The sequence below is a fragment of the Alkalilimnicola sp. S0819 genome, assembly GCF_009295635.1.
Classification (GTDB): Bacteria; Pseudomonadota; Gammaproteobacteria; order Nitrococcales; family WHIW01; genus S0819.
On the sequence record NZ_WHIW01000001.1, the window covers coordinates 25706 to 51955 of the forward strand.

A 26250-nucleotide genomic window follows, 5' to 3' on the forward strand; every position below is an offset into this window, starting at 1 on the left:
GCGCGCCTCGCCGGGTCGCCGACCCCGAGCTCAACCCGTTGCATGGAGGCCCGCCAGTTGCAACAGTCCAAGCTCAAGCTCCACGGCTTCAACAATCTGACCAAGTCGCTGAGCTTCAACATCTATGATGTCTGTTACGCCAAGAACGCGGAGCAGCGCCACGCGTACATCTCGTACATCGACGAGGTCTACAACGCCGAGCGCCTGACCCAGATTCTCACCCAGGTGGCGGACATCATCGGCGCCAACATTCTCAACATCGCCCGCCAGGACTACGAGCCCCAGGGCGCGAGCGTGACCATGCTGATCGCCGAGGAAGAGGTGCTGGACAGCGACCGGGTGGAGGACGAGCCGGCGCCCGGGCCCTTGCCCGACACCGTGTTGGCGCACCTGGACAAGAGCCATATCACCGTGCACACCTATCCGGAGAGTCATCCGGACCATGGCGTGAGCACCTTCCGGGCGGATATCGACGTCTCCACCTGCGGCGTCATCTCACCGCTGACGGCGCTGAACTACCTGATTCACTCCTTCGATTCCGACATCGTCACCATGGACTACCGGGTGCGCGGCTTCACCCGTGACGTGGAAGGGCGCAAGCACTTCATCGATCACGAGATCAACTCGATTCAGAACTACCTGAGCGAGGACACCAAGCAGCGCTACCAGATGATCGACGTGAACGTCTACCAGGAGCATCTGTTCCACACCAAGATGATGCTGAAGGACCTGGACCTGGACAATTACCTGTTCGGGGAGTCCTCGGAGAGCTTCGGTCTGGAGGAGAAGGAGGAGATCCGACGCCACCTGCGCCGGGAGATGTTCGAGATCTTCTACGGGCGCAACATGGAGCCCGATCAGGAAGTCTGATCGGGCAGCCGCCGACCCTTTCTCACAGGTAATAGGTCGTGCCGGTCATCACGCGGGAAGCGAGGCCCATGGCCCGCGTCACCGGCGCCGGCAGAGTCGCGGCGCCGGCGCTCACCGCCTGGCCGGCGTGGCGAGCCTCGTCCTCTTTCATCTGCTCCACCACGGCACGGCTGCGCCGGTCCGCTTCGGGCAGGCGCGCCAGGTGCCCCTCCAGGTGGCGCACCACCTGTCGCTCGGTCTCCGCCAGAAAACCCAGGCTCCATTTGTCGCCCACCAGCCCGGCGCCCGCCCCCAGCGCCAGGGAGCCGATGTAGAAGAACGGATTGAGCCGGCTGACCCGGCCATCCAGCTGGCGGATGCGTTGCTCGCACCAGTCCAGGTGGTCGTTCTCCTCCGTCGCCGCCTCGGTCATCGCCTCGCGCACGGCCTGGCTGCGGGCCGTGAGCGCCTGGCCCTGGTACAGCGCCTGGGCGCAGACCTCGCCGCTGTGGTTCACCCGCATCAAGCGCATGGCGTCCCGGCGCTGCGCCTCGCTCAGTGTCTCGGCCTCGGTGAACTGCTGCGCCGGATTGCTCCGCCCCGTGCCCTGCGGCGCGCCGAACACAGTGCGCAGCGCCTGGTCCAGATGCAGCAGAAAGCGATCGGCGGGACTGTAGTGGCGGCTGGTCATGGTTGGGGGCTCCCGGTTGGCGCGTTTGGCCTTCTATTCTAGGGTCATCGCCCACCTGCGGTGAAGCGACGCCCAGCGTTCCGCGCGGTGTTGCGCCGCAGCACCTTCGGCGGGCCCGCCCTGTAGCCAAAAAGTAAACATGAACCGCTTGACATGTGCGGTCGCAACATAGAATAATGGCCTCGTGCTTCGGGGAGACCAAAAGTTTCCCTGACACATCTCCTCCATCCTCCTTTGGTGTTATATTCAGCGCGGTTTCCCAAACCGCGCTTTTTTTTTGGGAAGAGACCCACGGGGTCTTCCTGGTAGTGCACCGCGCGGATGGGTTGTATGTGCCGAATCGATTAGGTACTATTCCGGCCCTTCTTACGGGGGCGACAGCTTCGGAGACAGGTTAGATGAAGACCTTCAGCGCCAAACCGGCCGAGGTACAGCGAGACTGGTACCTGGTCGATGCCACGGACAAGACCCTGGGTCGGCTTTCCACCGAGATTGCCCGGCGTCTGCGCGGCAAGCACAAGGCCGAGTACACCCCGCATGTGGATACCGGTGACTATATCGTCGTGGTCAACGCCGAGAAGGTGAAGGTCACCGGTCGCAAGACCAGCGACAAGATGTATTACCACCACACCGGTTATGTCGGTAACATGAAGAGCATCAGCTTCGAGAAGCTGATCGACAAGGCCCCCGAGCGCGTCCTCGAGACCGCCGTGAAGGGCATGTTGCCGAAGAACAAACTCGGTCGGGCAATGTTCAAGAAGCTCAAGGTGTACGCAGGCGGGCAGCATCAGCATGCCGCGCAGCAGCCCAAGCCTCTTGAGATTGAAGCCTAAGATCCAATCAGACGGGCAGCGGACTGATCATGGCAGAGCAAAACTACGGTACCGGTCGACGCAAGACTTCCGCGGCGCGGGTGTTCTTGAAAGCCGGCAGCGGCAATATTACGGTTAATGGCCGTACCCTGGAACAGTACTTCGGTCGCGAGACCGCTCGAATGGTGGTTCGCCAGCCCCTGGAGCTGGTGGACGCGGTCGAGCGTTTCGATATCAAGATCACCGTCAGCGGCGGCGGCACCACCGGCCAGGCCGGTGCCATTCGCCACGGTATCACCCGTGCGCTGATGGACTATGACGAAGAGCTGCGCGGTACCCTGCGCAAGGCCGGCTTCGTGACCCGTGACGCTCGCGCCGTCGAGCGCAAGAAAGTGGGTCTGCACAAAGCCCGCCGCGCCACGCAGTTCTCGAAGCGTTAAAGCGCTTCACGGTTCGCTTGGGGGATCGTCTAGCGGCAGGACTACGGACTCTGACTCCGTCAACCTAGGTTCGAATCCTAGTCCCCCAGCCAACATGAAGAAGGGGTTACGCGAAAGCGTAACCCCTTCTTTTTGTCTGGGTGTATGCGGGGAGGGCCAGCTGGCGCCGGTTAGGCGCATTGGCCTGGGCGCCCCCGCACCGGGGCATGGAGACCTCGGCGCCGCGGCAGGCTTTGCGGGAGCGGGGCTGCCAGATCGCTGGCCGCACTACCGGGCCGGCCAGAGCCCGGTCGGGCGTGCTGTGAGCGGCGAGATTTATCTGCCGCTGCGATCGCGGACTACTTGCGGAACAGCCAGAGCAGCAGTGTCACCACCAGGCTGATCAGGATCGACGTGGTGAGGGGGAAGTAGAAGCCGAGGCCTTCCCGGCGTACGGCGATATCACCGGGCAGGCGCCCCAGTCCGAGTTTGCTCAGCCAGGGCCAGAGCGGGCCGGCGACGAGCAGCGCCAGCCCGGCGATGATCAGCCACTTTTGCAGGTTCATTGTGCCGTGAGCTTGCGCACCCCCTGCTCGCCGCCCAGCAGCAGCACATCGGCGCCGCGCAGCGCGAACAAGCCGTTGGTCACCACCCCGGGGATGTTGTTGATCGCCTGCTCGAGCTTGATCGGCTCCTTGATGCTCAGGCCCCGCACATCCAGGATGATATTGCCGTTGTCGGTGGTGAAACCCTCGCGCAATTGCGGCCGCCCACCCAGCTTCACCAGCTGCCGGGCCACCAGGCTGCGGGCCATGGGGATGACTTCCACCGGCAGGGGGAATTCACCGAGGATATCCACCTGCTTGGATTCATCGGCGATACATACGAAGGTGTCGGCCACCGCGGCGACGATCTTCTCGCGGGTGAGCGCGCCGCCGCCGCCCTTGATCAGTTGCAGAAAACGGTTGGCCTCATCGGCGCCATCCACGTACAGCGGCACCCGGTCGGCGGCGTTCAGGTCCAGCACCTGGATACCATGGCCCTTGAGTCGCGCGGTGGAGGCCTCGGAGCTGGACACGGCGCCGGCGATGCGATGCCGCATCCCCGCCAGCGCATCGATGAAGTAATTCACCGTGGAGCCCGTGCCCACCCCGACGATGCTGTCCTCGCGGACGTATTCCAGCGCCGCCTCGGCGGCCGCCTGTTTGGCCTGATCCTGGGTCATGCTCGCTCCTGCTGTGAATGGCTGTGGCCAATGATAGGGGTTAGGGAGACGCTCTTCTATTCCCTGGAGCCGTACTTTATAAGCCCGGAGCCATTCCTTACACTGTTCGCGCACTCCCATAAGGCAGATACATGACCAAGCCTTACCTGCAGAAGATACTCACCGCCTGCGTCTACGACGTGGCCGAAGAAACCCCGCTGGATCCGGCGCCGGCGCTGAGCGAGCGACTGGGTAATCGCGTGTTCTTGAAGCGCGAGGACCTGCAACCGGTGTTCTCGTTCAAGATCCGCGGTGCCTACAACAAGATCGCCCAACTCGGCGCCGAGCAGCTGGAGCGGGGCGTGATCAGCGCCTCCGCCGGCAACCATGCCCAGGGCGTGGCGCTTTCCGCGTCGCGGCTGGGGGTCAAGGCCATCATCGTCATGCCCCGCACCACGCCGCAGATCAAGGTGGACGCGGTGCGTCGTCGGGGCGGCCGGGTGGTGTTGCACGGCGACAGTTACGACGAGGCCTCCGCCCACGCCCAGCGCCTGGTGGTGGAGAAGGGCATGACCTACATCCCGCCCTACGACGATCCGGACGTGATCGCCGGCCAGGGGACGGTGGGCATGGAAATCCTGCGCCAGCATCAGCGGGACGCGCATGCCGTGTTCGTGCCCGTGGGCGGCGGCGGGCTGATCGCCGGGGTGGCGGCCTACCTCAAGCAGCTGCGCCCGGAGATTCGCATCATCGGCGTGGAGCCGGAGGATGCCCCCACCCTGCATGCGGCCATGAAGGCAGGGCGCCGGGTGACCCTGGAACAGGTGGGACTGTTCGCCGACGGGGTGGCGGTGCGCCAGATCGGCAAGGAGCCCTTCCGCATCGCCCGCAAACTGGTGGACGAGGTGGTGCTGGTGAGCACCGACGAGATCTGTGCCGCCATCAAGGACATCTTCGACGATACCCGCTCCATCATGGAGCCGGCCGGTGCCCTGGCCGTGGCGGGGATGAAGAAATACGTGGAGCGCGAGGGCCTCGCCGGCGAAAACCTCATCGCCATCAATAGTGGCGCCAACATGAATTTCGGCCGTCTCGCCCACGTGGCCGAGCGGGCCGAGGTGGGCGAGCACCGGGAAGCCGTGCTGGCCGTGACCATCCCCGAGCGCCCGGGCAGTTTCCGTCAGTTGTGTCGCACACTCGGCAAGCGGGGGGTGACGGAATTCAATTACCGCTACGCCGACCCCAGCAGCGCCCATGTCTTTGCCGGCATCGCCCTCAGCGACGGTGCCGAGGAGCGCGCCGCGCTGGTGGCGGAGCTGCGCGAGCAGGGCTACCCGGTGCTGGATCTCACCGAGGACGAGATGGCCAAGGTGCACGTGCGCCACATGGTGGGCGGGCGCGGCAACAAGGTGCCCGATGAGATCGTCTTCCGCTTCGAGTTCCCCGAGCGCCCCGGCGCGCTGCTCAGCTTCCTCACCCGCCTGGGCACCCGCTGGAACATCTCCATGTTCCATTACCGCAGTCACGGCGCGGCCTACGGGCGGGTGCTGGTGGGCATACAGGTGCCGAAGGTGCAGCGGGATCGTTTCGATCAGTTCCTCGACAAACTGGGCTACGGCCACGCGGAGGAAACCTTCAATGAAGCCTACCGCCTGTTCCTGAGTTGAGCCTGGCCATGCGTGGGCTGCTCTTTCTTGTGACGCTGCTGCTGTGCGCCGGCCAGGCCGGGGCGGCGGTGGTGCTGATGTACCACCGCTTCGGTGAGGACGAGCTGCCCGCCACCAACATCCGCCTGGCGCAGTTCGAGCAGCAGCTGGAGTACATCGCCTCGGCGGGCTATCGGGTCTGGCCGCTGGCCCGTATCGCCGAGCACCTGCGGGAGGGGCGCGAGTTGCCGGACCGGGTGCTGGCCATCACCGTGGATGACGCCTACGCCTCGGTCTATCACGAAGCCTTCCCGCGGTTGCGCTCCCGGGGCTGGCCTTTCACGGTCTTCGTCAGCACCGATCCGGTGGATCAGGGGCTGCGGGGCTACATGAGCTGGCCCCAGTTGCGCGAGTTGCACGAGGCGGGCGTGGCGCTGGCCAATCACAGCGCCAGCCACGCGCACCTGGTGCGGCGTCTGGCGGGCGAGTCCGAGCCGGATTGGCGCGCACGAGTACAGGCCGATATTCAGCGGGCCGAGCGCCGACTTCGGGAAGAGCTCGGGCCGCGGGTGAATGGCGCACGGCTTTTCGCTTACCCCTACGGGGACTACGACCGGCCCCTGGCCGAGTGGCTGGCGGCGCGCGGTTACCTCGCCTTCGGCCAGCATTCCGGCGCCCTGGGTTTGCGCAGTGACCCACGAGCCCTGCCCCGGTACCCCATCGCCGAAGCCTATGCCGATCCCGACGAATTCGCCCTGAAGCTCGCCAGCCGGCCGCTGCCGCTGCGAGCGGTCCATCCCTGGAACCCCTTGCTGGGTGAGGCTGGCGAGGCGCCGGTGCTGGAACTGCGCCTGGACGCGCCGGTATCGGGTCTGAGTTGTTACTACCGGGGCGAGCGCCTGCGCCTGCAAGGGGCCGAGGGGCGGCGGGTTCGGGTCATGGGGCCGGCGCGCCTGCCGCCGGGGCGCAGCCGTTACAACTGCACCGCGCCCGCCGGCGAGGGGCGCTGGTACTGGTACAGCCACCCCTGGTTGGTGCCGGGCGGCTGGGACTGAACCATCACGCGGGCTAGCGCCCGGGGGCCAGCGCCAGGCTGCCCAGACGGTGCAGCCGATTGCCGCGGATCATCGCCTGAATCTCCGCCACATAGGCCTCGCCACGCTCGGAGTAGCGCAGCAGGCCCCGGGCGAGCACCAGCGCGTCCGGCTCTTCGCCACGGGCGCGCATCTGCGCGCGCAGCGCGCGCAGCTCCCGGTAGGCCCCGCCGCTGTTGAGGTTGTGCATGTAGCCGCGCACCGAAGCGCGCAGATCCGGGAAGACCCGCACCAGGTGCGTCTTGCCCGCGGCCCGCTGGCGCGGCACGAGTCCCTGACTTTGGTCCCAGGTCCATTCCCCGAAGAGGTTGTTCGCCTCCCGGGCGAAACGCGAGGTGCCCCAGCCGCTCTCGTTGGCGGCCTGGGCCAGCACCAGTGCCACCGGCACCTGGTCCACCCGGCGCAGCAAGGCGTCCAGCGACGGGGGGCGCCCCTCGCCCGTGCCGCCGACACCATAACGGCTGGCCAGGCGTCGCAGGCGTGTCGCCTCCTGTTCATCGAGCGGCCCGCCGCGACGTTTCAGAGCGACCAGCCAGCGCCGCTGCTGCGCAAGGCGTTCGTTCTCCGCCAGCGCCAGTGGTAGCAGGGCGCGGAAGAACAGGCTCTTCTTCAGCGCTACCGGCTGCGCTCCCAGCCCCCGGGGAAGGCGCTCCAGCGCCAGGCGCGGCACCGCGCCGGCGGGGGGCCACTGATAGTCCAGTGCGGCGTAGTGCTCACCCAGCTCCCGCGCGTGGCTGACCCGCAGGGGGCGCAGCTCGCCCTCGCCGGGCTCGCCGATCTCGGGCAGCGGGGCCCACAGCAGCAGGCCGACGATCAGCAGGGTGAGGGGCAGGGCCTCCAAGGCCACGCGCCAGGCGGGTGTTTCGCGGGGTGAATTGTCAGTGTGTTTCATGCCCGAAACCATGCCATGGAAAGCGTAACGCCGGCCAGCACCACAGTTCAGACCGGCGCTTGTTTTCACCGTTTCTGGCCCTTACGAAGGTACACGGGGGCGTTGGCCTCCGTGACAATTCCTCGGCTCACCGTGTGAACGAGCCCGGCAGGCGTGCCGGTGGCGGGTGTGTCGGGCGGTGCTACAGCAGCACATCGCCCGTTCGCGCCGGGCCGACGCGCGAGCGGGCGGCGCGGGGGGCGGCGCGGGGAATGCGGGGAGTTCCGTGCAGGCACGGAGCGCTGCTTATGACATCGATAGGAATCAATTGACATGACAGCACGCGAGAACGGTACCGTTAAGTGGTTCGACAATGCCAAGGGTTACGGCTTTATTCAGCGCGAAGCGGGGGAGGACGTGTTCGTGCACTTCCGTTCCATTCGCGGTGACGGCTTTCGCAGCCTGGACGAAGGTCAGCGCGTCGAGTTTGCCGTGATCCCCGGGCGCAAGGGGCTGCAGGCGGACGACGTGGCCCGCCTGCAGTAAGCGCCTGTGGTATCGGGGCGGTGCGCCGCGCCGCCCCGCCCCGATACCACGGCCCGGCGCAGGGTTCTCCTCATCTCACCCACCTTATATAGTTCCTGCTTCAGCCCAGCGGCATCGACCCGCGGAGCAGGTGGCAGCCATGACCCCCGCAGTGAGCGCGCTGAAGCGTGCAGGCATATCCTTCGAGCTCTTGAGCTACACCCATGATCCGGCCGCGGTCTCCTACGGTCTGGAGGCGGCCGAGGCGCTGGGGCTGGCCCCGGAACAGGTGTTCAAGACGCTGGTGGCGCAGCTGGATGATGGCCGTCTGGCGGTGGGCATCGTGCCGGTCACGGCGAGCCTGGATCTGAAGGCGCTGGCCGCGGCGCTGGGCGCCCGCAAGGCGGTCATGGCCGAGCTGCTCCAGGCCGAGCGGGCCACCGGCTATGTGGTCGGGGGCATCAGTCCGCTGGGCCAGCGCAAGCGTTTGAGCATGGTGCTGGATCGCAGCGCCGATGCCTGGCCGGTGATCTACGTCAGCGGCGGGCGCCGGGGCCTGGAGCTTGCGCTGGCGCCGACGGATCTGCAGCGGCTCAGCGGGGCCCGTATCGGCGCCATCGCTCGCGCGGCGAAATAGCTCACATCATGTTGTAAATACAGAACCATCCCCCTCCCGGCCGGTCTTAATTACCAGTACTGGGCGTCGCAGCGGCGAGGAGCGGAACATGACGGTCCCCGGGACAGGCACACTGGAGCTGTGGGAGCAGGTGGAGAAGACCGACCCGCAGTACACCAAGCCTTTCAATCGCGGCGGCGGCTTCAAGGGCACCGCCACCAACGCTACCTGGCTCGCGCGGCGGGCCACCGAAGTGTTCGGGCCCATGGGCATAGGCTGGGGCCTGGAGATCATCGACGAGCAGTTGATGCAGGGCGCGCCCCTGGATGAGCGCGGCACCCATGAATTGATTCATCGGGTGCGAGTACAACTCTGGTACCACTGGCAGGGGCAGCGGGGCGAGCTGACCCAGTTCGGTCAGACTGTCTTTTTGGGGCGCAACAAGTACGGGCTCTTCACCGATGAGGAAGCCCCGAAGAAGTCCCTCACCGATGCCATGAGCAAGTGTCTGTCACTGCTGGGCTTCTCCGCCGACATCTATCTGGGTCGCTACGATGACAACAAGTACGTGCAGGCGCTGAGCGCGGAATTTCGCGACCGGGCGGTGGCCGAGGCGCGGCGTCAGGCACCCAAACTCAGCCCCGAACAGCGCGAGCGGCTGAAGGAGTTGATCCAGCGCACCGGCACCGACGCCATCCGCTTCCGGCGTTTCTTCAAGGTGGATGATCTGGCCGATCTGCCCGCGGCGGATTTCGAGCGCGCCAGGCGCATGCTGGAGAAAAAGGAGCACGCGCCATGAGCCGTCCCCGCGCCGTGATTCCTTTCCCCGCCCAAGTCCAGGGCAGCGCCGAATGGCATGCTCACCGCGCGGGGCGGGGCAATGCCTCGGAGTTGCCCGCACTGCTCGGCTGTTCGCCCTGGTTCCCCCGCACACCGCTTGAGCTGTGGGAGCTGAAGACCGGCCGCCGGCGGGTGACCGTCAGTCCGGCCATGCGCCGGGGCCTGCGCCTGGAGCCCCGGGCTCGGGCCTGGCTGGAGGCGCTGAGTGACACGGTCTACGAGCCCCAGCTGCGGGTGCGCGGCCGGCTGTCCGCGTCGCTGGATGGCCTCCGCTTCGACGAGCGGGAGCTGGTCGAGATCAAATGCCCCGTACACGGCGCCGCTTCGGCCACCTGGGCACAGGTCGCCGGGGAGGGACGGCCACCCGAGCATTACTGGTGGCAGGTGCAGCAACAGCTCTACTGCGCCGGCGCGGAGCGGGCGCGTTTTGCCGTGTTTCACGCGGAGGGCGGGCGCATCGTCGACATGGTGGAGTGCCCGGTGCTTGCCGACGAACAAGCCCAAGCCAGACTTGAGCAGGCCTGGGCCGATTTCTTTCCCTGGCTGGATGCGGATGAGCCACCGCCACCGCTGGAGGGGGATGCGCGCCGGCGCGACGATCGGGCCTGGCGCGATGCGGTGAGCCGTTGGAAAGAGGCGCGTCATTGGCTGGATCAGGCGCGCCAGGCGGAGCAAGAGGCCAGGCGGGCGTTACTGGGGCAGGCGGGTGATCGCAGCACGGTGGGAGCTGGGTTGCGGGTGACGCGCCATTGGCAGAAGGGTGCGCTAGACTGGGGCAGACTGGCACAAGAGCTTGATCCATCGATGGATCTGGAGCCTTTTCGAAAGCCCGGGAGCTGGCGTTACCGTATCAGTGAGCAGGATTGAGCGGGCAAAAAAAAGGCGACCAGGGGATGGTCGCCAAAGCATCGCAGAAATGCCGGGGAGAGAGGCAGAGGATGGTAGCGGCCCAATCGCTCAGCTACGATGACGGATTCATCAGATTGCCGAGAATGTCGATTTGGCGCTGTCCTCGCCTGTCAGGGTCAAAATTTATATTTTCTGGGCCGATAGGGCAAACAGGAAATTCTAGGGCTGAGGGGTAGAAAAGCTAAACCATGTCGCCGCGCCGTTTGCCGCCACTCAATGCCGTGCGTGCCTTCGAGGCCGCGGGCCGCCACGAAAGCTTCAGCCGTGGCGCCGAAGAACTGTTCGTCACGCCCGCGGCGGTGAGCCAACAGGTGCGGGCCCTGGAGCATTGGCTGGGTGTGCAGTTGTTTGAGCGCAAGGCCCGGGGGCTGGCGCTTACGCCGGCGGGCCGCAGCTATCTGCCGCGGGTCAGCGAAGTGCTGGATCGCCTGGCCGATGCCACCCAGTCGGTGCGTCGCCTGGGCCACAGCAGCATCCTCAGCGTGGGCGTTACACCCGGTTTCGCCTCCCTGTTTCTGGCGCCGCGCCTGTGGCGCTTCGCCTCCGAACACCCGGAGCTGGACGTGCGCATCGCTACCCAGATGCGCCCCGTGGCCTTCGACGAAGACACGGTGGATGTGGCCGTGCGCTACGGCCGCGGCGATTTCCCGGGCTTGAGCAGCGAGTTCCTGTTGCGCGACGGCGTCACGCCGATCTGCTCGCCGCGGCTGCTGGAGGCCAACGAACACCCGCTGCGCTCCCCCGAGGATCTGCGCTATTACACCCTCTTGCATAACGAGAGCGCGGTGCTGGCGGGTTTCAGGGTGACCTGGAAGGACTGGCTGGACGCGGCCGGGGCTCATCAGGTGGATTGCCGGCGCGGCCCGCGCTTCAGCGATGTGCACCTGGTGATGCAGGAGGCCCTGGCCGGTCACGGCGTGGGGCTTGGGCACATGGCCTTGATCGGTGAGGAACTGCGCGCCGGGCGGCTGGTCGCCCCCTTCGATCTGGTGCTCGCGGGCGGCGGTGATTATCACGTGGTGTATCCACCGGGTGCGGAGGAGCAGCCCAAGGTGGCGGCGTTTCTGAAATGGTTGCGCGCCCAGGTGAGCGAGTCGTGAGCGGGCCGGGAGAGGGCGCGCAGGCGCACTGTCGGCCCGGCTGCGGCGCCTGCTGCATCGCCGTGTCCATCAGCAGCCCCATGCCCGGCCACCCGCGGGGCAAGCCCGCCGGCGTGCCTTGCGTGCAGTTGGATGACCATTACCGCTGCCGGCTCTTCGGTCAGCCGGAGCGGCCGGTGGTCTGTGGGGCGTTGCAGCCCGAGCCGGCGATGTGCGGCGAAGACCGGGAGCAGGCGCTGGCGTATCTGGCGCGCCTGGAGCAGCTCACCCGCTGAAACCCGGCCCCCATGCCGTTGTGGGGGCGGGGGCCGCGGCCCGATCTCACTCTTCTTCCGTCTCCGGCGGGTCCTCCACCGGGCACAGGCTCATGTCATCCCATTCCGCCAGCGGCAGTTCCCGCACCTGGCCATCGCGGTAGCGGAATTCCACCAGCCCCTGGTGGCCCGACAGGCCGGTGACTTCCAGCAGCCGGTTTTGTTCGTCCAGATACCAGTGCCCCAGCACCGGATCACGGTGTATCGACATGGCTAGATCCCCGGGAATCCCTCTAGACTGTGCCCTCTATATAGGCCTTGAGCACGGTGGGGGAAAGGGCGAGCCCATGACTTCCCGGCGATGCCTGCCTAGAATGGCCGCTCCATCCACCCATCCCGGATGCGCTACCGCCCTATGCGACGTTCCGCCGCCGGCCTGTTGCTGGCCCTGGCCCTGCTGTTGGCCATCGTGCATGCCTATTATCCACTGTTGCCCCGCTGGCTCGCCGGCGCGGCCGGCTGGGGGGCGGGGCTGTTGTTGTTGCCGGATCTGGCCTCCAGGGTGCGTTGGCAGGCGGGGATTCTGCTGGTTCTGGGCCTGTTGGGGCTGCTGGCGGGGTGGCGGGGCGGTGTGGCGGTACCGTGGCAGCAGGCGCTGGCCGGCAACAGCCTGTTGATCGCCATGCTCACCGCGGTGAGCTTTCTGCGCCTGATCAGCGAGCCGGCCGCGGACGCGGCCGAGCGCCCACCCCGGGGGCGGCGCGCCCTGGGTTCGACCCTGCTGGGGCTGCACCTGTTCGGGGCGGTGATCAATCTGCCCGCGGTGTTCATCATGGCCGACCGTATGCGCAATGGCGGGCGGCTGAGCAGCCACCAGGTAGTGGTCCTCACCCGGGCCTTCGGGGCCTGCGCCTTCTGGTCACCCTTTTTCGCGGCCATGGCCGCCGCGCTCACCTATGCGCCGGAAGCGCGCCTGTCGGCGGTAATGCTTGCCGGGCTCCCCCTGGCCGCCCTGGCCCTGCTGGGCACCTATTGGCAGCTGCGCCGCCATGCCGAGAGCATTCAGGGCTTCCCCATGCACTACGGCAGTCTGTGGCTGCCGGGGCTGCTCGCCCTGGCGGTGCTGGTGCTCCACGGGCTGTGGCCGACATTCTCCGTGCTGGCGCTGGTCAGCACCCTCGCTCCCGTGCTCGCCGCGCTGGTGCTGGCGCTGCGCGGCCAGGCCACGGCCCTGGGGCGGCATGTGCGCACGGGGGTGCCGCGCATGGTGAACGAATTAGGCCTGTTCCTCGCCGCGGGGGTGTTGGCGGCGGGGCTCGGCGCCCTGGTGCCGCTGTGGTTCGATGAGCTGCCGGTGGGGGCCTTTGGCCCACCCATGGCGGCGGCGAGCCTGTTGCTGATGTGGTTGGTGGCGCTGGTGGGGGTGCATCCGGTGGTGAGCATCGCCGCGCTGGGAGCCCTGGTGGCGCCCCTGGAGCCGGATCCGAACCTGCTGGCGTTGACCTTCGTCGCCAGCTGGGCCCTGGGCGTGACCTGCGGTCCGCTCTCGGGGCTGAACCTGGCGTTGCATTCCGCCTATCGGATCCCGGCGCTCGACCTGCTGCGCGGCAATCTGGCCTACGGGCTGCTCATGATGCCCGCGGTTTGGGTGGTGCAGTTCACCTTCTTTGGCTGAGCTGTTCCGGATCTTGCAGGCTCCGGCCTATCGGGCCTATCCTTGCGTCGCCAACTGCGTGAGCACGGTCATGCGCGGCACGGAGCGTGCTCCATGACCCGCCTCGGGCCGCCGGTTTCGGCCAGGGCTAAGCGGCTCGCGCCCGGCGAGGCAGCGGTTCAGCCCGCAGCGCCAGGGCCAGGTGCTCGGCCACCCGATAGAGCTCCGGCACATCCCGGCGGATGGCATCTTCCATGGCTTCCCGCAGGCGCTCCTTGTCGCTCAGCAGCTCCGTCTCGGACACGCGCGAGCCGGTATGCCGGCGATAGGCGCAGACAAAGCCCAGCAGGGCGGACCGGGTACGCTCGTACATGAAGCCTTCCTTCTTGTTGTTCATCGGTGCCTTGCTCCGTCCCTTCGATGAGCAGCCACCATACGGGCCGCGTGTGACGATCTCGTGCACCTGGTGTGTCCGGATCATGGCAATGCCAGGTCATGGGAACCGTGAACTGCTTCAAGAGTTCGCCAATCAGGGTGGGCGGGGGCGGCGGCCCGGGCATCGCCTCCGCCGCATTTGGTCCACAGTTGGGCTATCGTATTGACGAGGAGCACGGCAGCCACAGCCGGCCCGGCGTGAAGCTCGCGTCGTGATGGATCTGCCGCTGAAGGGCCATGGCAATGCCCGGCCCCGGTCGGATGTGCTGGTGGGCCACAACGCGGTCAAGCGGGATCGAAGCAGCGTAGAACTGAAGGCGCGGGGGATGTCGGAGGAATATCAACAAAGGGTCAGCCTGTACAAGGCGGCGGCCAGTGTGGCCGGGGGGTTTCTGGCGCTGTCCTTGGTCTGGCTGCTGGTCTCGGACCAGCTGGTGGCCATGTTGCCGGTGGGCGTCAAGGAGACGGCCTGGCTGCAGACCGCCAAGGGCCTGGCCTATGTGGTACTGGCGGCGCTGCTGATCTTCGTGCTGGTGCTGCGCCACCTGCGGGTGCAGGACCGCTACCGGATCAGCCTGGAGCGGGGACGGGACCGGGTCGAGCGCACCTTTTTCAGCGCGCCCGTGGGCGTCGGCCTGATCGATCTGGACCGGCGCTGGCTGTACGCCAACCGGGCCCTGTCCGAAGCCCTGGCGGTCGCGCCCGAGGCGCTGGTAGGCCACTTCCTGGACGAGACCCTGCCCGCCTCCGTGCTCGCGCTGCTGCAGGATCGCGGCTGTTGCACCGACGAGCTGCGCGGCTGCGCCGGTGTGGAGCTGGAACTGTGCAATCGCCGCGGCGAGCGGCGCTGGCTCAGCGCGCACATCAGCCTGCTCCACGATGAGCAAGGTCGTCCCGAGCATTACGTCATGACCCTGTCCGACGAAACCGTCCGCCATGAGCAGGCGGCGGCGCTGGCCGAGGCGGATCGGGCGCTGGAAGCGATGGCCGAGGGCGTGCTGGTGGTGGACCGGCTTGGCCGCATTCGCCGGGCCAACTTCGCCGCGGAGCGGCTGTGCGGGGTGGAAAGTGGCGCGCTGCTGCGCCGGCCGGTGCGCCGGTTGCTGCGCTACGGCAGCACCAATGCCCGGGAACTGCGCCGCCTGTTCGCCGCTCTGCGTGATGGGCGCAGTTGGACCGGGGAACTGGCCGGTCGGCGACGGAACGGCAGCAGTTTCGCCGCCTGGGTGGCGGTCAGCCCGCTGGGGGGCGAGCGCCGCGCACAGATGGTGGTGGTATTCAGCGACATCAGCGAACACAAACAGGCCCAGGCCCGCCTGGCGTTTCTCAGCACCCATGACCCGCTCACCGGCCTGCACAATCGCGCTACCCTGCCGGCCTTGCTGAGCGCCGCGATGAAGGCCCAAGCGCGCCGGGATGGTCATGTGTGGCTGGCCTGCATCGCCCTGGACGGCTTCCAGGCGGTGAACGGCAGTCTGGGCCATCAGGCCGGGGACGCGGTGCTCCGGGAAGCCGCCCAGCGCCTGCAGACCTGGGTGGGTGCCGGCGGCAGTGTCGCCCGGCTGGACGGGGACAAGTTCGCCCTGGTCTGCGGGGCGGAGACCCATCAGCGCGATCTGGCCAATTTCGTGGCCGACCTGCAGGCGCGTCTCGATGCGCCCTTCGAGGTGAGCGGCGAGCGGCTCAGCATCACCGCCAGCCTGGGGGTGGCGCGTGCCCCGGATGATGGCCGCAAGCCCAGCGATCTGATCCAGGCCGCCGAAGCGGCCATGGACCGGGCCAAGCAGGCCGGCGGCAACCGTGCGGAGATCTATTCCGAGGCCCTGGACGAGGGAGGCCGGGCCCGGCTGCGGATGGTCTCGCTGCTGCGCGAGGCGCTCCGTCGCGAAGAGCTCACGCTGCACTACCAGCCCCGCCTCTCCGCCACCACCGGCAAGGTGCTCAGCCTGGAGGCCTTGCTGCGCTGGCATTCCGCGGAGCTGGGCGAAGTCGGCCCCGGCGAATTCATTCCCATCGCCGAACGCTCCGGGCTGATCGTCGAGATCGGCGACTGGGTGCTGAGCGAAGCGCTGCGCCAGTACCGCGAATGGCAGGACCTTGGGCTGGTGCTGGATCGAATCGCCGTGAACCTGTCCATGCGCCAGCTGCATGAGCCCAGGCTGGTGGAACGGGTCGAGGGTCTGCTGGCCCGCCACGGGCTGCCTGCCCATGTGCTGGAGCTGGAGGTCACGGAAAGTGCCCTGGCGGAAGACCCCAAGGAGGCCATGCGGGTGCTGCGCGCCCTCAAACGACTCGGCGTGCGCCTGGCCGTGGACGACTTTGGCACGGGCTATTCCTCGCTGGCATATCTCAAGCTCATTCCGCTCGATTATCTGAAAATCGACCGCTCCTTCGTCAGGGAGGTGCCCGGCAGCGCCAGTGATTGCTCCATCGTGCGCACCGTCATCGCCCTGTGCGAAGCCCTGGGAGCACGTACCGTGGCCGAAGGGGTGGAGACCGACGAGCAGCGCGGATTCTTGCGCCGGGCGGGCTGTGACGAATTCCAGGGCTTTCTGTTCAGCCGCCCGGTCTCACCGGCCCGCATCCCCGTCTTGTTGCAGGACCGCTTCAATCCGGGCGGACGTGACGAGGTGGAGGCCAAGGTGCTGGTGGTGGATGACGACCCCAAGGTGGCCGCGGCGCTGCGCCGGGAGCTGATGTTCCACGGCTACGACGTGGAGCTGGCCGGCGACGGCGAGGAAGCGCTGGCCCTGCTGGCGCGCGAGGGCGATGTGGTGGCGGCCATCTGTGACTACCGCATGCCCCGGATGAATGGTATCGAACTGCTGCGCCGGGTGCGTGAATACTACCCGGGTGTGGGGCGGATCATGCTAACCGGCCAGGCGGAGCTGAGCACCGTGTCCGATGCGGTCAACGCCGGGGCCATACACCGCTTCTTCACCAAGCCCTGGGACGTGGATGAGCTGCAGGATGCGCTGCGCTGGGCGGCACGGCGTTACCGGGAGAGGCTGGAGGCATGATGCGCAGCCCCATGTCTCATCCGGGCCGAGCGCTGGCGGGGCTTATCCCGCTGTGTCTGCCCGTGCTCGCGGGCGCGCAGACGTTCGCGGAGCCCCTGCGTGTATGGGCCGGCTTGCCGGGCGCTTCGCTGCATTGGCTCTTGTTGCTGCTGGGGCTGTGCCTGTGTGCCCTGGTCCTGCTGGGTAGTTTGCGCTACCGGCAGCTGAATCGCCGGCTGACCGCCTCGCGGCGGAATCTGGCCAAGCGCGAGCACATCTACCGCCTGCTGGTGGAGAACAGCATTGCCGGGGTGGCGCTGCTGGGGCCGGAGGCGCAGTTCCGCTACGTCAACGACCGCCTGGCTCAGATGTTGGGGCGGGACGTGGCGGAGTTGATGCGCATCAGCGTCATGGATGTGTTGGACGCGGATGATCGCGAACGTACGCTGCGGCGTATCGCCGAGCACAAGGCCGCGCGCCTGGGCGACAGCCGCTACCCGGTGAAACTGCTGCGCCCCGATGGCAGCGCGCTGTGGTTGCTGGCGTCCATCACCCCGCTGTATGACGAACAGGACGTGCTCCAGGGCAGTGTCGCGGTGGTGCTGGATGTCAGCGAGCAGCGGGAGACCGAGCTGGCGCTGGCGGCCCAGAACGCCGAGCTGCGGGCCGCGCAGCAGCGCCTGGAGCGCATGCAGGAGGATCTGGTGCGCACCGAACGCCTGGCCTCCCTGGGGCAACTGGCCGCCGGTGTCGCCCATGAAATCAACAACCCGGTGGGGTATCTGAAGTCGAACCTGGGCACCCTGGAGCGTTATCTCTCCTTGCTCGATCAGGCGGTGCCCGCCGAAGTGGACGATCGCCGCCTGAGCCAGGCGCGCAAAGACCTGCCCACCCTGTTGGCCGATTGCCACGACGGTCTGCGCCGAGTGGAGGAGATCGTACGCGGGCTGCGCGGCTTCGCCCACGCCGGCGAACAGGCCTTCGCCGAGGCGGACCTGAAGGACGTGCTGGAATCCGCCCTGCGCCTGGCCTGGAACGAGCTTAAATACCATGTGCGGGTGGAAACGGATTACGCCCCGTTGCCACCGCTGAGCTGCCGGGCTACCCAGCTCACCCAGGTCTTCGTCAATCTGCTGGTCAATGCCGCCCAGTCCATGGAGGGCGAGGGCGAGGTGCGTATCAGCACCCGTTTGCTGGGGGGCGAGCAGCTGGAAGTACTGGTCGCCGACAATGGTCGGGGCATCGCGCCGGAGCGACGCAGCCGCATCTTCGAGCCTTTCTACACCAGCAAGCCGGTGGGCCGGGGCACGGGCCTCGGCCTGGCGGTGAGCCACGGGATCATCGAGGGTCACGGCGGTACCATCGAGGCGCTGGAGACCCCCGGCGGCGGTGCGACCTTCCGGGTGCGACTGCCCCTGCGCCAAGGGGCGTCGTCGGAGGCCCGCCGCTGATGTTCCAGGGCATGAACGCCATGGCGGTGATCGCCACCCTGCTCGGTGAGCTGGTGCTGCTGCTGGTGCTTGCACTGGTTGTGACAGGCCGGCTGTGGTGGAAGGCCCGCGGCCAGGTAATGGCGCTGAACGAGCAGCTGGGGCAAGGACGTAGGGGGGCCGGCGACTATCTGGCGCAGATCCGCGCGGCCATGCGGCAGACCGTTCAGTCTTATCAGAGCCGCTTCCAGGCTGGCCCCGAGGTGCTGCATACGGCTGCCCTGCTGCGCGCGCCCAATGCGCCGGACCAACTGGTGGCGCAACTGCGATACGAGTTTCTGCGCCGCGAGCAGCGCCTGCTGGAAAACCCGGCGGCGCAGCGGGATTTATGGCGCCTTCGGGGCGAGGCCACCACGGAATTGCTGGAGTGTTTCGTCACCGGCGAGGAGGCCATACGCCAATGGTGGGCGATGCAGCAGCGCCGCCAGGGCGATGCGCTGGAGCACGCCCGGCGGGAGGGCGGGGAAACCGAACAGACCTTGCGGCGCAAGCTCCAGCGCCGGGACCTGAGCCTGGAGCAGCTCAAGCAGCGGGTGGCGGAGCTCGACGCCTACAAGCTGCGCTTCAATACGCTGCACGAGCAGGTGCTGCAGGAGCGCAAGGCCAACGAGGTGCTGCGTAATCGGCTGCGGGAGCAGGGCGGCCAGCCGGTCGCCGCCCCCTTGCAGGCCTACGAGGAGCAGCGCGGTGCGCTGGATCAGTATCTGGATCGCGCCGACATCGCCCCCTTCGCTCTGCGTCACGTGGCCGACCCCAACGGCCTGAGCGATGCCCATCGCACCCAGCGCCAGCGCCAGGTGCTGGAAGGCGCGGGGGTGCGGCTGAGTACGCGCCAGGGCCTGCTGCGCCGTTCCCTGAGCCGGCAGCGGGAGCTCATCAGGCAGCTGCGCGAGCGGGTGGGCCAGGCCGAAGAGCGGGAAGAACGGCTGAAAACCTACTATCAGCAGAAGGTACGCCACCTGGAGCGCGTCGCCGAGACCGCGAAACGCAACGCCGACGGGCTGGAGAAAGAGGTGGCCCGGACCCGGCGGGCCTCCTCGCAACTGCTCGCCCGCCTGGAGCAGCAAGAACAGGAGCACAGTGCCCCGACGGTGCTGGAGCAGACCATTGATCGCTTCGCCGCCCAGGCCATCGATATGCAGGGCCGCATCCAGGCGCTGGAGAGCGAGCTGGATGCGTTGGCGGCGGAGAACCTGAACCTCAAGGCGCGCCTGGAGGCGGCTCCGGCCGGGCTCTCGCCGCCGGCCGATGACACCGATACGGGGGGGCAAGCATGAATCAGCCAGCCGAGTCGGCGGGGGCACGCCCGCTGCGGGTGCTCTGCGTGGACGATGAGCCGGGGGTGCGCGCCGCCCTGCGCCGTGAGTTGATGGATTTCGAGGTGGAGGAGGCAGGCAGCGGCGCCCAGGCCCGGGCGCTGATGCAGAACTGGTCGCCGGATGTGGTGATCAGCGATCAGCGCATGCCCGGTGAGGAAGGGGTGGATTTCCTCAGCTGGGTGGCCGACGCCCATCCGCGGGTGCTGCGCATCCTGCTCACCGGCTATGGCGATTACCAGACCAGTTTGAAGGCTATCAACGGCGGCCGGGTGTTCGCCTTGCTGGAAAAGCCCTGGTCCCGCGATGAGCTGCAGGCCACTGTGCGCGCCGGCGTGGAGGTGTTGGCTCGGGAAGGTGAGCGGGAGAGGCTCGCCGGGGAGTTTCAAGGCGAGCAGGAGCACGAGCAACTGGCGCTGTTCATGCCTCTGCTGGAGGGTATGGCGAAGCTTGATGTTCACAAGAGCGGGCATGCGCGGCGGGTGGCGGACCTGGTCCAGGTGTTCGCCCGTTTCCTGAAATTGAGCGAGGCGCGGGTGCAGGAACTGCGGGCCGCGGCGCTGGCCCATGAGCTCGGCGAGCTATCCCTCACTGAAGAATGCCGCAATACCCCGCAGCTGCGTTTGCAGGGGGCGATCCAGGCGGAATTTCAGCGCCACCCCGAACGCGGCGCGGAGGTGCTGCGCGGCACGCCGGCACTGGCGGCGGTGGCGCGCATTGTCGAGGCGCATCATGAGCGTTTCGATGGCAAGGGCTTCCCCGCCGGCCTGGCCGGTGAGGAAATCCCCGTGCCCGCGCGGGTGCTGGCGGTGGTGGACACCTACGATTCCGCCATGTACGGCTACCTGGCGCCCCGGCGCCTGAGCGAGGCCGAGGCGCGCCAGTACCTGCAGACCCAGCGCGGTCGCCTGCTGGATCCCCGGGCGGTCAATGCCTTCCTGCGCTGCCTGCAGCAGCGCAGCCGCGCGCCGGAGCCTGCCGGCTTGCCGTTGGAGCAGCTGGAACCGGGCATGGTGCTGGCGGAGGATCTGGTGAGCCGGGGCGGCATCCTGCTGGTGCCCGCGGACCATCGCCTCACGGCAGCGCTGATCGAGCGCATCGGGGCTTTGGCGGCCCAGGATGGTGGTCGGCTGCGCGCGGTGGTGAAACCGGCGCGGAACCGCTGAGGAAAGCAGGGAGCAATTCGTTTCCTGGGCTGGGCTCAGGCCGCCTGCGCCCGCCACAGCCCGAGAAACTCCTCGGCGCTGACCGGGTGACCGAACAGCCAGCCCTGCGCCTGCACGCAGCCGGCCCGCAGCAGAGCTTCGCGCTGCCCGGCGGTCTCCACCCCTTCGGCCACGGTACCCAGAGAAAAATTACGCGCCAGATCCAGCACCGTCTCGGCAATGCGCGCCTCGTTGCGGTCCTCGGTGATCCGCGCGATCAGACTGCGGTCTATCTTGATCGCGGCAATGGGAAGATTGCGAAAACAGCTGAAGTGGGCGCTGCCGCTGCCGAAGCCATCGATGACGATGCGCACGCCCAGGCGGTGCAGGGCCCACAGCGTCTCGCGCCAGGCGGGCCGGTCCTCGGCGAAGACCCGCTCGTCCAGCTCCAGCTCCAGCAGGCCACGGTAGCGGGGGAGCTTGTGCAGCAGGTGGGTGAACTGCTGGACCAGTTCCGGCCCCTGGAGTTGGCGCGGCGCGCCATTGACCGAGACCCGCGGCAGCTTCAGCGCGCGCCGTGACCAGTGGCCCAGGTCCTGCTCCAGCAGGCGCAGCACCTCGGCGCCCAGCGTGCAGATCAGCCCATCCTCCTCGGCCACGGCGAGGAAGTGTTCCGGCCCGATCAGGCCCTGCTCCGGGTGGTGCCAGCGCAGCAGCGCCTCGGCACCCACCAGTGCTCCGTCCTCCAGCCGGACACGGGGTTGGTAGTGGATCTGGAACTCCCGGCGCCGCAGCCCCGTCTGCAGCCCCGCCAGCAGCGCGGCCTTGATGCGCAGCCGCTCTTCGGTGTGCTCATGCAGCGACGCCGAGTACACGGCGTAACGGCCGCGGCCGGCGGCCTTGGCCTGATACATGGCGGCGTCGGCATTGCGGATCAGGGCTGGGCCATCGGTGCCGCCGTCCGGGTAGGTGGCGATGCCGATGCTGCACGCCACCGAGAAGCGGTGCGTCCCGGCGCTCAGCGGTTGCGTCAGCGCGCCGACGATCTTGCGGGCGATGCCCTCGGCGTCGGCGGTGCCGTGGAGTTCATCGGCCAGCACGATGAACTCGTCGCCGGACTGACGCGCGAGGATGTCCACCTCGCGCAGCTGCGCCTGAACGCAGGTGGCGAAGGCCTTGAGGAGTTCGTCGCCCACATGGTGACCGTGGCGGTCGTTGATCTCCTTGAAATGGTCCAGATCCAGGAACAGCACCGCCAGTTGGTGATGTTCGCGTCGCACCCGCTGCAGGGCGTGCTCCAGATGCTCCTGGAAAAGCGCCCGGTTGGGCAGCTTGGTGAGCCGGTCATGCTTGGCCATATGGGCCATGCGCTCGGCGATGCGTTTGCGCTTGACGATCTCCCGGGACAGCGCCCGGGTGCGCTGGCGAACCCGGTCCTCCAGCTCCGTGTTGAGCGCGCGCACCTGCAGGCTGCTGATCATCTGCTGGTCCCTGGCGCGTATGGCCAATCCCAGCAACACGGCCAGCAGCAGGCCCAGGGCGAACAGCGTTTCGGGCAGAGCGGTGCGCAGCAGCGGGAGGGTCTCCGGCAGGGGCCAGATGCGCAGTTGCCAGCCCAGGCCGGGCAGGGCGTGGTGCACGATCAGCTCCTGCTGGCGCGGGGGTGAGAGATGCGGTGAGCTGCGGTACAGGGTTTGCTCGTCGGTGCGCAGTGACACCGCATAACCGCGCCGGGTCTGGTGCACCAAGGCCTCGGACAGGCTGTGGGACAGGTCCACCGTGGCACCCAGCAGGCCCAGCAGTTCCCCGTCCTGGCGTACCGGGATATAAACGTGGAAACCGGGGTGGTTATCCCCGACCGGGATGATCCGGCTGTGGCTGATTTTCCCGCTGTCGCGGGCCTGCCGGGCGGCGTCCAGACGTGCGGGGTCGCTGGCCGGCAGCGGGGACGGGGTCGGTTCCAGCGGCACCCAGGCCAGCGGCTCCAGCCGCGGCGACAGCCAGACGATGCGTCGATACCGCCTATTGGCGGTCAATTGCCGGGCATCCGCCCGCCAGCTCATGTCGGTCTGCCCGCCATTGAGCGCCATGCGCCGCGCCAGGGCGTTGAGCAGCTGAAACTGATTACGCAGCGCCGACTGGATCTCGATGCTCAGCAAGTGTATTTCCGCCTCCAGCACCCGCTGGCCCTGCTGCCGCTCGGTGGCCTCCATGGCGATCGCGAGCACTGCGGCAAGCAAGGCCACGCCCAGCCCGGCCGCCCAGGGGCGCCAGGCGGCCGGCCTGTCGGCATGGCGCGGGGCTGGTCCTGGCTTCTCGGCCGCCATCATCAGCAGCAGGGCGCCAACCAGGAAGAAGGCCGCGGTGGCGTGGGGTGCCATGCGGGTCCAGTGGGTGAAGGGCGGGCCCGCGCCCAGGCCGGCCAATTCAGTCACGGCGGCGGCACCGGCGATGCCGACGATCAGTATCGCGCACAGGGCCATGAGCCAGCTCGAGGCGGGATGGCGTCGGCGCACGCCGTGCTGCAGGGCGATGCCCAGGCCGGCGAGTATCAGGCACACGGAGACGTTCGGCCGCAGCAGCCAGGGTTTCAACGCCGGGCTAGGGCTCTCGCCGGCCAGCAGATAGACGCTGAGCAGCGTCACTCCCAGCGCCAGCACCACCAGGGCCAGTTTCAGGCACCAGCGCTGACGATGTTGCGCGCAGGCGAGCAGGTTCATGCCCAGCAGCGTGAGGCCCAGCGCCGCCGGAAAACCCATGGCGGGCAGAGCGGGCAGGGGCTGCAGCAGCACCGTGGCTCCCAGGTGCCAGGCCATCAGCACGCTCAATCCCAGGCCCAGCAGCACGCCGGCGCCGAAGGTCAGCGCCGCGTCCCTGCGCTTGCGGGCGGTGTTAGACATGCGGGGACTCCCCAGGGCCCGGCGGTCCGGCCCCAAAGAGATGGGGGCTGAGGGCGGCCCCAGGCAAGAGACGGTCGTCCTCTTCCTGAGATGCGACCGCAGCGGTTACATTAGCGGTCGCGGGCTTGCCGGACGGTGTTCGGCGCAAAACAGCAAGGACTTAAGAGGATTTCATGGCGGAACTGACACAGACCGGGCCCGGCCCGCGGAGCGGCGGGGTCCGGCCCGAGCCCGTGCTGAAGCGGCACGAACTGAGCAACGGCGTCACAGGCTTTCTGTTCGGCCTGACCGGCCCGCTGGCGGTGCTGATCACCATGGGGCAGGCCAGCGGGCTGAGCGAATCGGAGATCGCCTCGTGGATCTTCGGCAGTTATCTGGGCACCGGCGTGCTCACCGGGTTCTTCTGCTGGAAGTATCGCAAGCCCCTGTCGCTGGCCTGGACCATTCCCGGCGCCATGCTGCTGCCCGCGGCCATGGAGAGCATCAGCTTCGTCGAGGCCATAGGCGCCTATTGGGCGACGGGCATTCTGATCACGCTCCTTGGCTGGAGCGGGCTGGTGACGAGGATCATGGCCCGCATCCCCATGCCCATTGTCATGGGGATGGTCGCGGGTGTGTTCCTGCCTTTGGGGGTGCGCGTGGTCACCGCCTTCACCGAGCAGGCCTGGGTGGCGTTCGCCAGCCTCGCCGGCTTCGTGCTGTTCAGTGCGGTGGGTTCCTTGCGGCGGCTCATCCCGCCGGTCTTGATTGCGCTGGCCGCCGGCTGGGCGGTGGCCTGGTACACGGGCGCTTTCGCGCCGCGGATGGCGGGCACCGATCTGCTGGTGCGGCCCAATCTCTACATGCCGGCCTTTTCCTGGCAGGCCATGTTCGAGCTGGTGATTCCGCTGACCATTACCGTGCTGGGCATCCAGAATGCCCAGGGCATCGCCGTGCTGAAGAACGCCGGTCATGAGCCACCCATCAAGAGCATCACCGTGGGGTCCGGCCTGGGCACATTGTTTTACGCCCTGGTGGGGTCCGTGCCGGCCTGCCTCACCGGGCCCACCAATGCCATTCTCACCTCCAGCGGCGAGCTTCACCGCCAGTGGCGCGCCGGGGTGCTTATGTCGGTGCTCATGGTCATCTTTGCCATCTTCGCCCCAGCCGCTACCACCCTGGCTCTGGCGCTGCCCATCGCGCTGATGGGCCTGGTGGGCGGCTTGGCGATGATTCCGGCGTTGCAGGGTGCCTTCCTCGCCGCCTTCAGGGGCCACTGCCCGCTGGGGGCACTGGTGGCGTTCGTGGTGGCTGTGGCCGGCGTGCCCATTCTCAAGGTTGGCGCGCCGTTCTGGGCCTTGCTGTTCGGCCTGTTGGCCTCCTGGCTGCTTGAGCGAGACAGCCTGCGCCATACCTTGCGGCGCGGCGCGTGAGGCAGGGGCGCGCGGGTACCGCGGGCTCCCGGGTGTTATTCTGAGCCGCCGCAAGGGCGGGTGCAGCGAAAGGGCGCATGTCGATGAAAAGAATCGTGGTGGGGATCTCCGGCGCCTCGGGGGTGTGTTATGGGGTGGAAGTGCTGCGTTTGTTGCGCGACTGCCGCGACATCGAAACCCATCTGGTGGTCTCCCCGGCCGCCTTGCGCACGTTGCGAGAGGAAACCGAACTCGATGCGCAAGGGCTCAGGGCGCTGGCGACGGTCAACCACAGCTTTCGCGACATAGGCGCGAGCATCGCCAGTGGCTCCTTCCCGGTGGAGGGCATGATCATTGCCCCCTGCTCTGTGCGCACCTTGGGCGCGCTGGCCAATGCGCTCAACGACAACCTCATGGTCCGCGCCGCCGATGTCTGCCTCAAGGAGCGCCGGCCCGTGGTGCTGATGCTGCGTGAAACGCCGCTGCACCTGGGTCATATCGAACTGATGGAGCGGGTCACGCGCTACGGCGGCATCATCATGCCGCCGGTGCCGGCGTTCTATCACAAGCCACAGAGCCTGGAAGAGCTGGTGACCCAGAGCGCGGCGAGAGCGCTGGGCCTGCTCGGGGTGGACACCGGTGTCAGCCGTGTCTGGACGGGCCATTCAGAGGGCTAGCCGCCGCCCTGGCGCCCCCTCAATGCCCCGGCAATCGCAAGGGCTGGCTCAGCGTATAGATCTGCCGGTTGCCCTCCCCGTCCACCAGTTCCACCCGGTGCAGTCCGTCGGCCGCGTCATCCACGTACAACTCCCGTGGGTGGCTCACCAGGTGGTCGAGTTCCTCGGTGAGCAGCTCGAACTGGTCGGCCCGGGGGTCGTAGCTCATGCCCCGCAGGGTGAGCCGCTCCCCCTGCGTCTGGTCGCCGACCCCCGGCCCGGCGATCTCGATGCCCACCTGTGTTGCGGCCAGTGAACGCGAGACCCGGTCGAAATAGGCCTGGCGCTGATCGGGTTCCAGACGGCGGCTGCTCATGGCGCTCTCCTGCGGCTGGCGGTGTTACTCATCTGTTAGATGGGCGCGGGCCGGTGTG

The 26250-nt window shown here is 67.7% G+C and carries 26 protein-coding genes and 1 tRNA gene; 19 read left to right on the top strand and 8 right to left on the bottom strand.

Annotated features, from left to right (window positions below; translation table 11 throughout):
* Positions 1-57: 57 nt before the first annotated feature.
* Positions 58-870, top strand: a complete 813-nt coding sequence (gene speD, locus GBG68_RS00135) for an adenosylmethionine decarboxylase (RefSeq protein WP_413463298.1) — start codon at positions 58-60, stop codon at positions 868-870.
* Positions 871-892: 22 nt separating this feature from the next.
* Here speD and coq7 read toward each other — a convergent pair whose 3' ends face one another.
* Entirely contained in the window at positions 893-1540 is a 648-nt protein-coding gene (gene coq7 / locus GBG68_RS00140; protein ID WP_152143860.1) for a 2-polyprenyl-3-methyl-6-methoxy-1,4-benzoquinone monooxygenase, read from the bottom strand.
* A gap of 398 nt (positions 1541-1938) precedes the next feature.
* On the opposite strand from coq7, the gene rplM reads away from it, so the two are divergent.
* The 3 genes from rplM to GBG68_RS00155 all read left to right on the top strand — a co-directional run bounded on the left by rplM (position 1939) and on the right by GBG68_RS00155 (position 2884).
* A complete protein-coding gene (gene rplM, locus GBG68_RS00145; protein ID WP_152143863.1) occupies positions 1939-2373 on the top strand; it encodes a 50S ribosomal protein L13 in 435 nt (144 codons plus the stop codon).
* A 26-nt stretch (positions 2374-2399) separates the two neighbouring features.
* On the top strand, positions 2400-2792 hold the full coding sequence (rpsI, locus tag GBG68_RS00150) for a 30S ribosomal protein S9 (protein WP_413463301.1): 393 nt from the start codon (positions 2400-2402) through the stop codon (positions 2790-2792).
* A gap of 18 nt (positions 2793-2810) precedes the next feature.
* Positions 2811-2884: transfer RNA gene (locus GBG68_RS00155), tRNA-Gln, on the top strand.
* A gap of 246 nt (positions 2885-3130) precedes the next feature.
* On the opposite strand, the gene GBG68_RS00160 is transcribed toward GBG68_RS00155, so the two are convergent.
* Both GBG68_RS00160 and rpiA read right to left on the bottom strand, forming a co-directional pair.
* Positions 3131-3337 (bottom strand): DUF2905 domain-containing protein, encoded by a 207-nt coding sequence (locus GBG68_RS00160; RefSeq protein ID WP_193222155.1) that lies wholly within the window; start codon positions 3335-3337, stop codon positions 3131-3133.
* Complete coding sequence (gene rpiA, locus GBG68_RS00165; protein ID WP_152143867.1) at positions 3334-3996, bottom strand: ribose-5-phosphate isomerase RpiA; 663 nt, start codon at positions 3994-3996, stop codon at positions 3334-3336. The genes GBG68_RS00160 and rpiA overlap by 4 nt, the downstream gene beginning before the upstream one ends.
* A 131-nt stretch (positions 3997-4127) precedes the next feature.
* Between rpiA and ilvA the strand changes: the two genes are divergently transcribed.
* Together ilvA and GBG68_RS00175 are read left to right on the top strand one after the other, a co-directional pair.
* Positions 4128-5642 carry a threonine ammonia-lyase, biosynthetic gene (gene ilvA, locus GBG68_RS00170; protein WP_152143869.1) on the top strand — a complete coding sequence of 505 codons (1515 nt, stop codon included), beginning with the start codon at positions 4128-4130 and terminating at the stop codon, positions 5640-5642.
* An 8-nt stretch (positions 5643-5650) separates the two neighbouring features.
* Positions 5651-6676 (top strand): polysaccharide deacetylase family protein, encoded by a 1026-nt coding sequence (locus tag GBG68_RS00175; protein ID WP_152143871.1) that lies wholly within the window; start codon positions 5651-5653, stop codon positions 6674-6676.
* 13 nt (positions 6677-6689) lie between these two features.
* Here the strand turns inward: GBG68_RS00175 and GBG68_RS00180 are convergent, their stop codons facing one another.
* Positions 6690-7607: a glucosaminidase domain-containing protein gene (locus GBG68_RS00180; protein ID WP_193222156.1), complete on the bottom strand. Its 918-nt coding sequence runs from the start codon at positions 7605-7607 to the stop codon at positions 6690-6692.
* Between the two features lie 312 nt (positions 7608-7919).
* Here GBG68_RS00180 and GBG68_RS00185 point away from each other — a divergent pair, with 312 nt between their 5' ends.
* The 6 genes from GBG68_RS00185 (at position 7920) to GBG68_RS14235 (ending at position 11851) form a co-directional block, all read left to right on the top strand.
* Positions 7920-8132 (top strand): cold-shock protein, encoded by a 213-nt coding sequence (locus GBG68_RS00185; protein WP_152143875.1) that lies wholly within the window; start codon positions 7920-7922, stop codon positions 8130-8132.
* Between the two features lie 139 nt (positions 8133-8271).
* Entirely contained in the window at positions 8272-8748 is a 477-nt protein-coding gene (gene ybaK, locus GBG68_RS00190) for a Cys-tRNA(Pro) deacylase (RefSeq protein WP_152143877.1), read from the top strand.
* A gap of 88 nt (positions 8749-8836) precedes the next feature.
* Entirely contained in the window at positions 8837-9526 is a 690-nt protein-coding gene (locus GBG68_RS00195; RefSeq protein ID WP_152143880.1) for a hypothetical protein, read from the top strand.
* Positions 9523-10434: a lambda-exonuclease family protein gene (locus tag GBG68_RS00200; protein WP_152143882.1), complete on the top strand. Its 912-nt coding sequence runs from the start codon at positions 9523-9525 to the stop codon at positions 10432-10434. Before GBG68_RS00195 ends, GBG68_RS00200 begins: the two co-directional genes overlap by 4 nt.
* A gap of 230 nt (positions 10435-10664) precedes the next feature.
* Positions 10665-11576 (top strand): transcriptional regulator GcvA, encoded by a 912-nt coding sequence (gene gcvA, locus GBG68_RS00205; RefSeq protein ID WP_152143884.1) that lies wholly within the window; start codon positions 10665-10667, stop codon positions 11574-11576.
* The gene (locus GBG68_RS14235; protein WP_226801474.1) at positions 11573-11851 is read left to right on the top strand and encodes a YkgJ family cysteine cluster protein; all 279 of its coding nucleotides are present in this window, start codon (positions 11573-11575) and stop codon (positions 11849-11851) included. Before gcvA ends, GBG68_RS14235 begins: the two co-directional genes overlap by 4 nt.
* A gap of 46 nt (positions 11852-11897) precedes the next feature.
* Here the strand turns inward: GBG68_RS14235 and GBG68_RS00215 are convergent, their stop codons facing one another.
* Entirely contained in the window at positions 11898-12101 is a 204-nt protein-coding gene (locus GBG68_RS00215; protein ID WP_152143888.1) for a DUF6763 family protein, read from the bottom strand.
* A gap of 144 nt (positions 12102-12245) precedes the next feature.
* Here GBG68_RS00215 and GBG68_RS00220 point away from each other — a divergent pair, with 144 nt between their 5' ends.
* Entirely contained in the window at positions 12246-13505 is a 1260-nt protein-coding gene (locus GBG68_RS00220; RefSeq protein ID WP_152143890.1) for a hypothetical protein, read from the top strand.
* A gap of 127 nt (positions 13506-13632) precedes the next feature.
* Here GBG68_RS00220 and GBG68_RS00225 read toward each other — a convergent pair whose 3' ends face one another.
* Positions 13633-13881, bottom strand: coding sequence for a hypothetical protein (locus GBG68_RS00225; RefSeq protein ID WP_152143892.1), 249 nt, complete (start codon positions 13879-13881; stop codon positions 13633-13635).
* Between the two features lie 253 nt (positions 13882-14134).
* Here GBG68_RS00225 and GBG68_RS00230 point away from each other — a divergent pair, with 253 nt between their 5' ends.
* The 4 genes from GBG68_RS00230 to GBG68_RS00245 are packed head-to-tail and all read left to right on the top strand — an operon-like array spanning position 14135 to position 20890.
* On the top strand, positions 14135-16939 hold the full coding sequence (locus tag GBG68_RS00230; protein WP_152765296.1) for an EAL domain-containing protein: 2805 nt from the start codon (positions 14135-14137) through the stop codon (positions 16937-16939).
* Positions 16936-18369 (top strand): sensor histidine kinase, encoded by a 1434-nt coding sequence (locus tag GBG68_RS00235; RefSeq protein ID WP_152143897.1) that lies wholly within the window; start codon positions 16936-16938, stop codon positions 18367-18369. Before GBG68_RS00230 ends, GBG68_RS00235 begins: the two co-directional genes overlap by 4 nt.
* Positions 18369-19685, top strand: coding sequence for a hypothetical protein (locus GBG68_RS00240; RefSeq protein ID WP_152143899.1), 1317 nt, complete (start codon positions 18369-18371; stop codon positions 19683-19685). Before GBG68_RS00235 ends, GBG68_RS00240 begins: the two co-directional genes overlap by 1 nt.
* Positions 19682-20890: an HD domain-containing phosphohydrolase gene (locus tag GBG68_RS00245; protein WP_152143901.1), complete on the top strand. Its 1209-nt coding sequence runs from the start codon at positions 19682-19684 to the stop codon at positions 20888-20890. Before GBG68_RS00240 ends, GBG68_RS00245 begins: the two co-directional genes overlap by 4 nt.
* Positions 20891-20925: 35 nt before the next feature.
* Here GBG68_RS00245 and GBG68_RS00250 read toward each other — a convergent pair whose 3' ends face one another.
* Positions 20926-23769 (bottom strand): EAL domain-containing protein, encoded by a 2844-nt coding sequence (locus GBG68_RS00250; protein ID WP_152143903.1) that lies wholly within the window; start codon positions 23767-23769, stop codon positions 20926-20928.
* Positions 23770-23942: 173 nt separating this feature from the next.
* On the opposite strand from GBG68_RS00250, the gene GBG68_RS00255 reads away from it, so the two are divergent.
* Both GBG68_RS00255 and GBG68_RS00260 read left to right on the top strand, forming a co-directional pair.
* Entirely contained in the window at positions 23943-25181 is a 1239-nt protein-coding gene (locus GBG68_RS00255) for a benzoate/H(+) symporter BenE family transporter (protein WP_152143905.1), read from the top strand.
* A gap of 77 nt (positions 25182-25258) precedes the next feature.
* Positions 25259-25837 (top strand): UbiX family flavin prenyltransferase, encoded by a 579-nt coding sequence (locus tag GBG68_RS00260; protein ID WP_193222157.1) that lies wholly within the window; start codon positions 25259-25261, stop codon positions 25835-25837.
* A gap of 19 nt (positions 25838-25856) precedes the next feature.
* Here GBG68_RS00260 and GBG68_RS00265 read toward each other — a convergent pair whose 3' ends face one another.
* On the bottom strand, positions 25857-26192 hold the full coding sequence (locus tag GBG68_RS00265; protein WP_152143907.1) for a DUF5335 family protein: 336 nt from the start codon (positions 26190-26192) through the stop codon (positions 25857-25859).
* Positions 26193-26250: the final 58 nt, after the last annotated feature.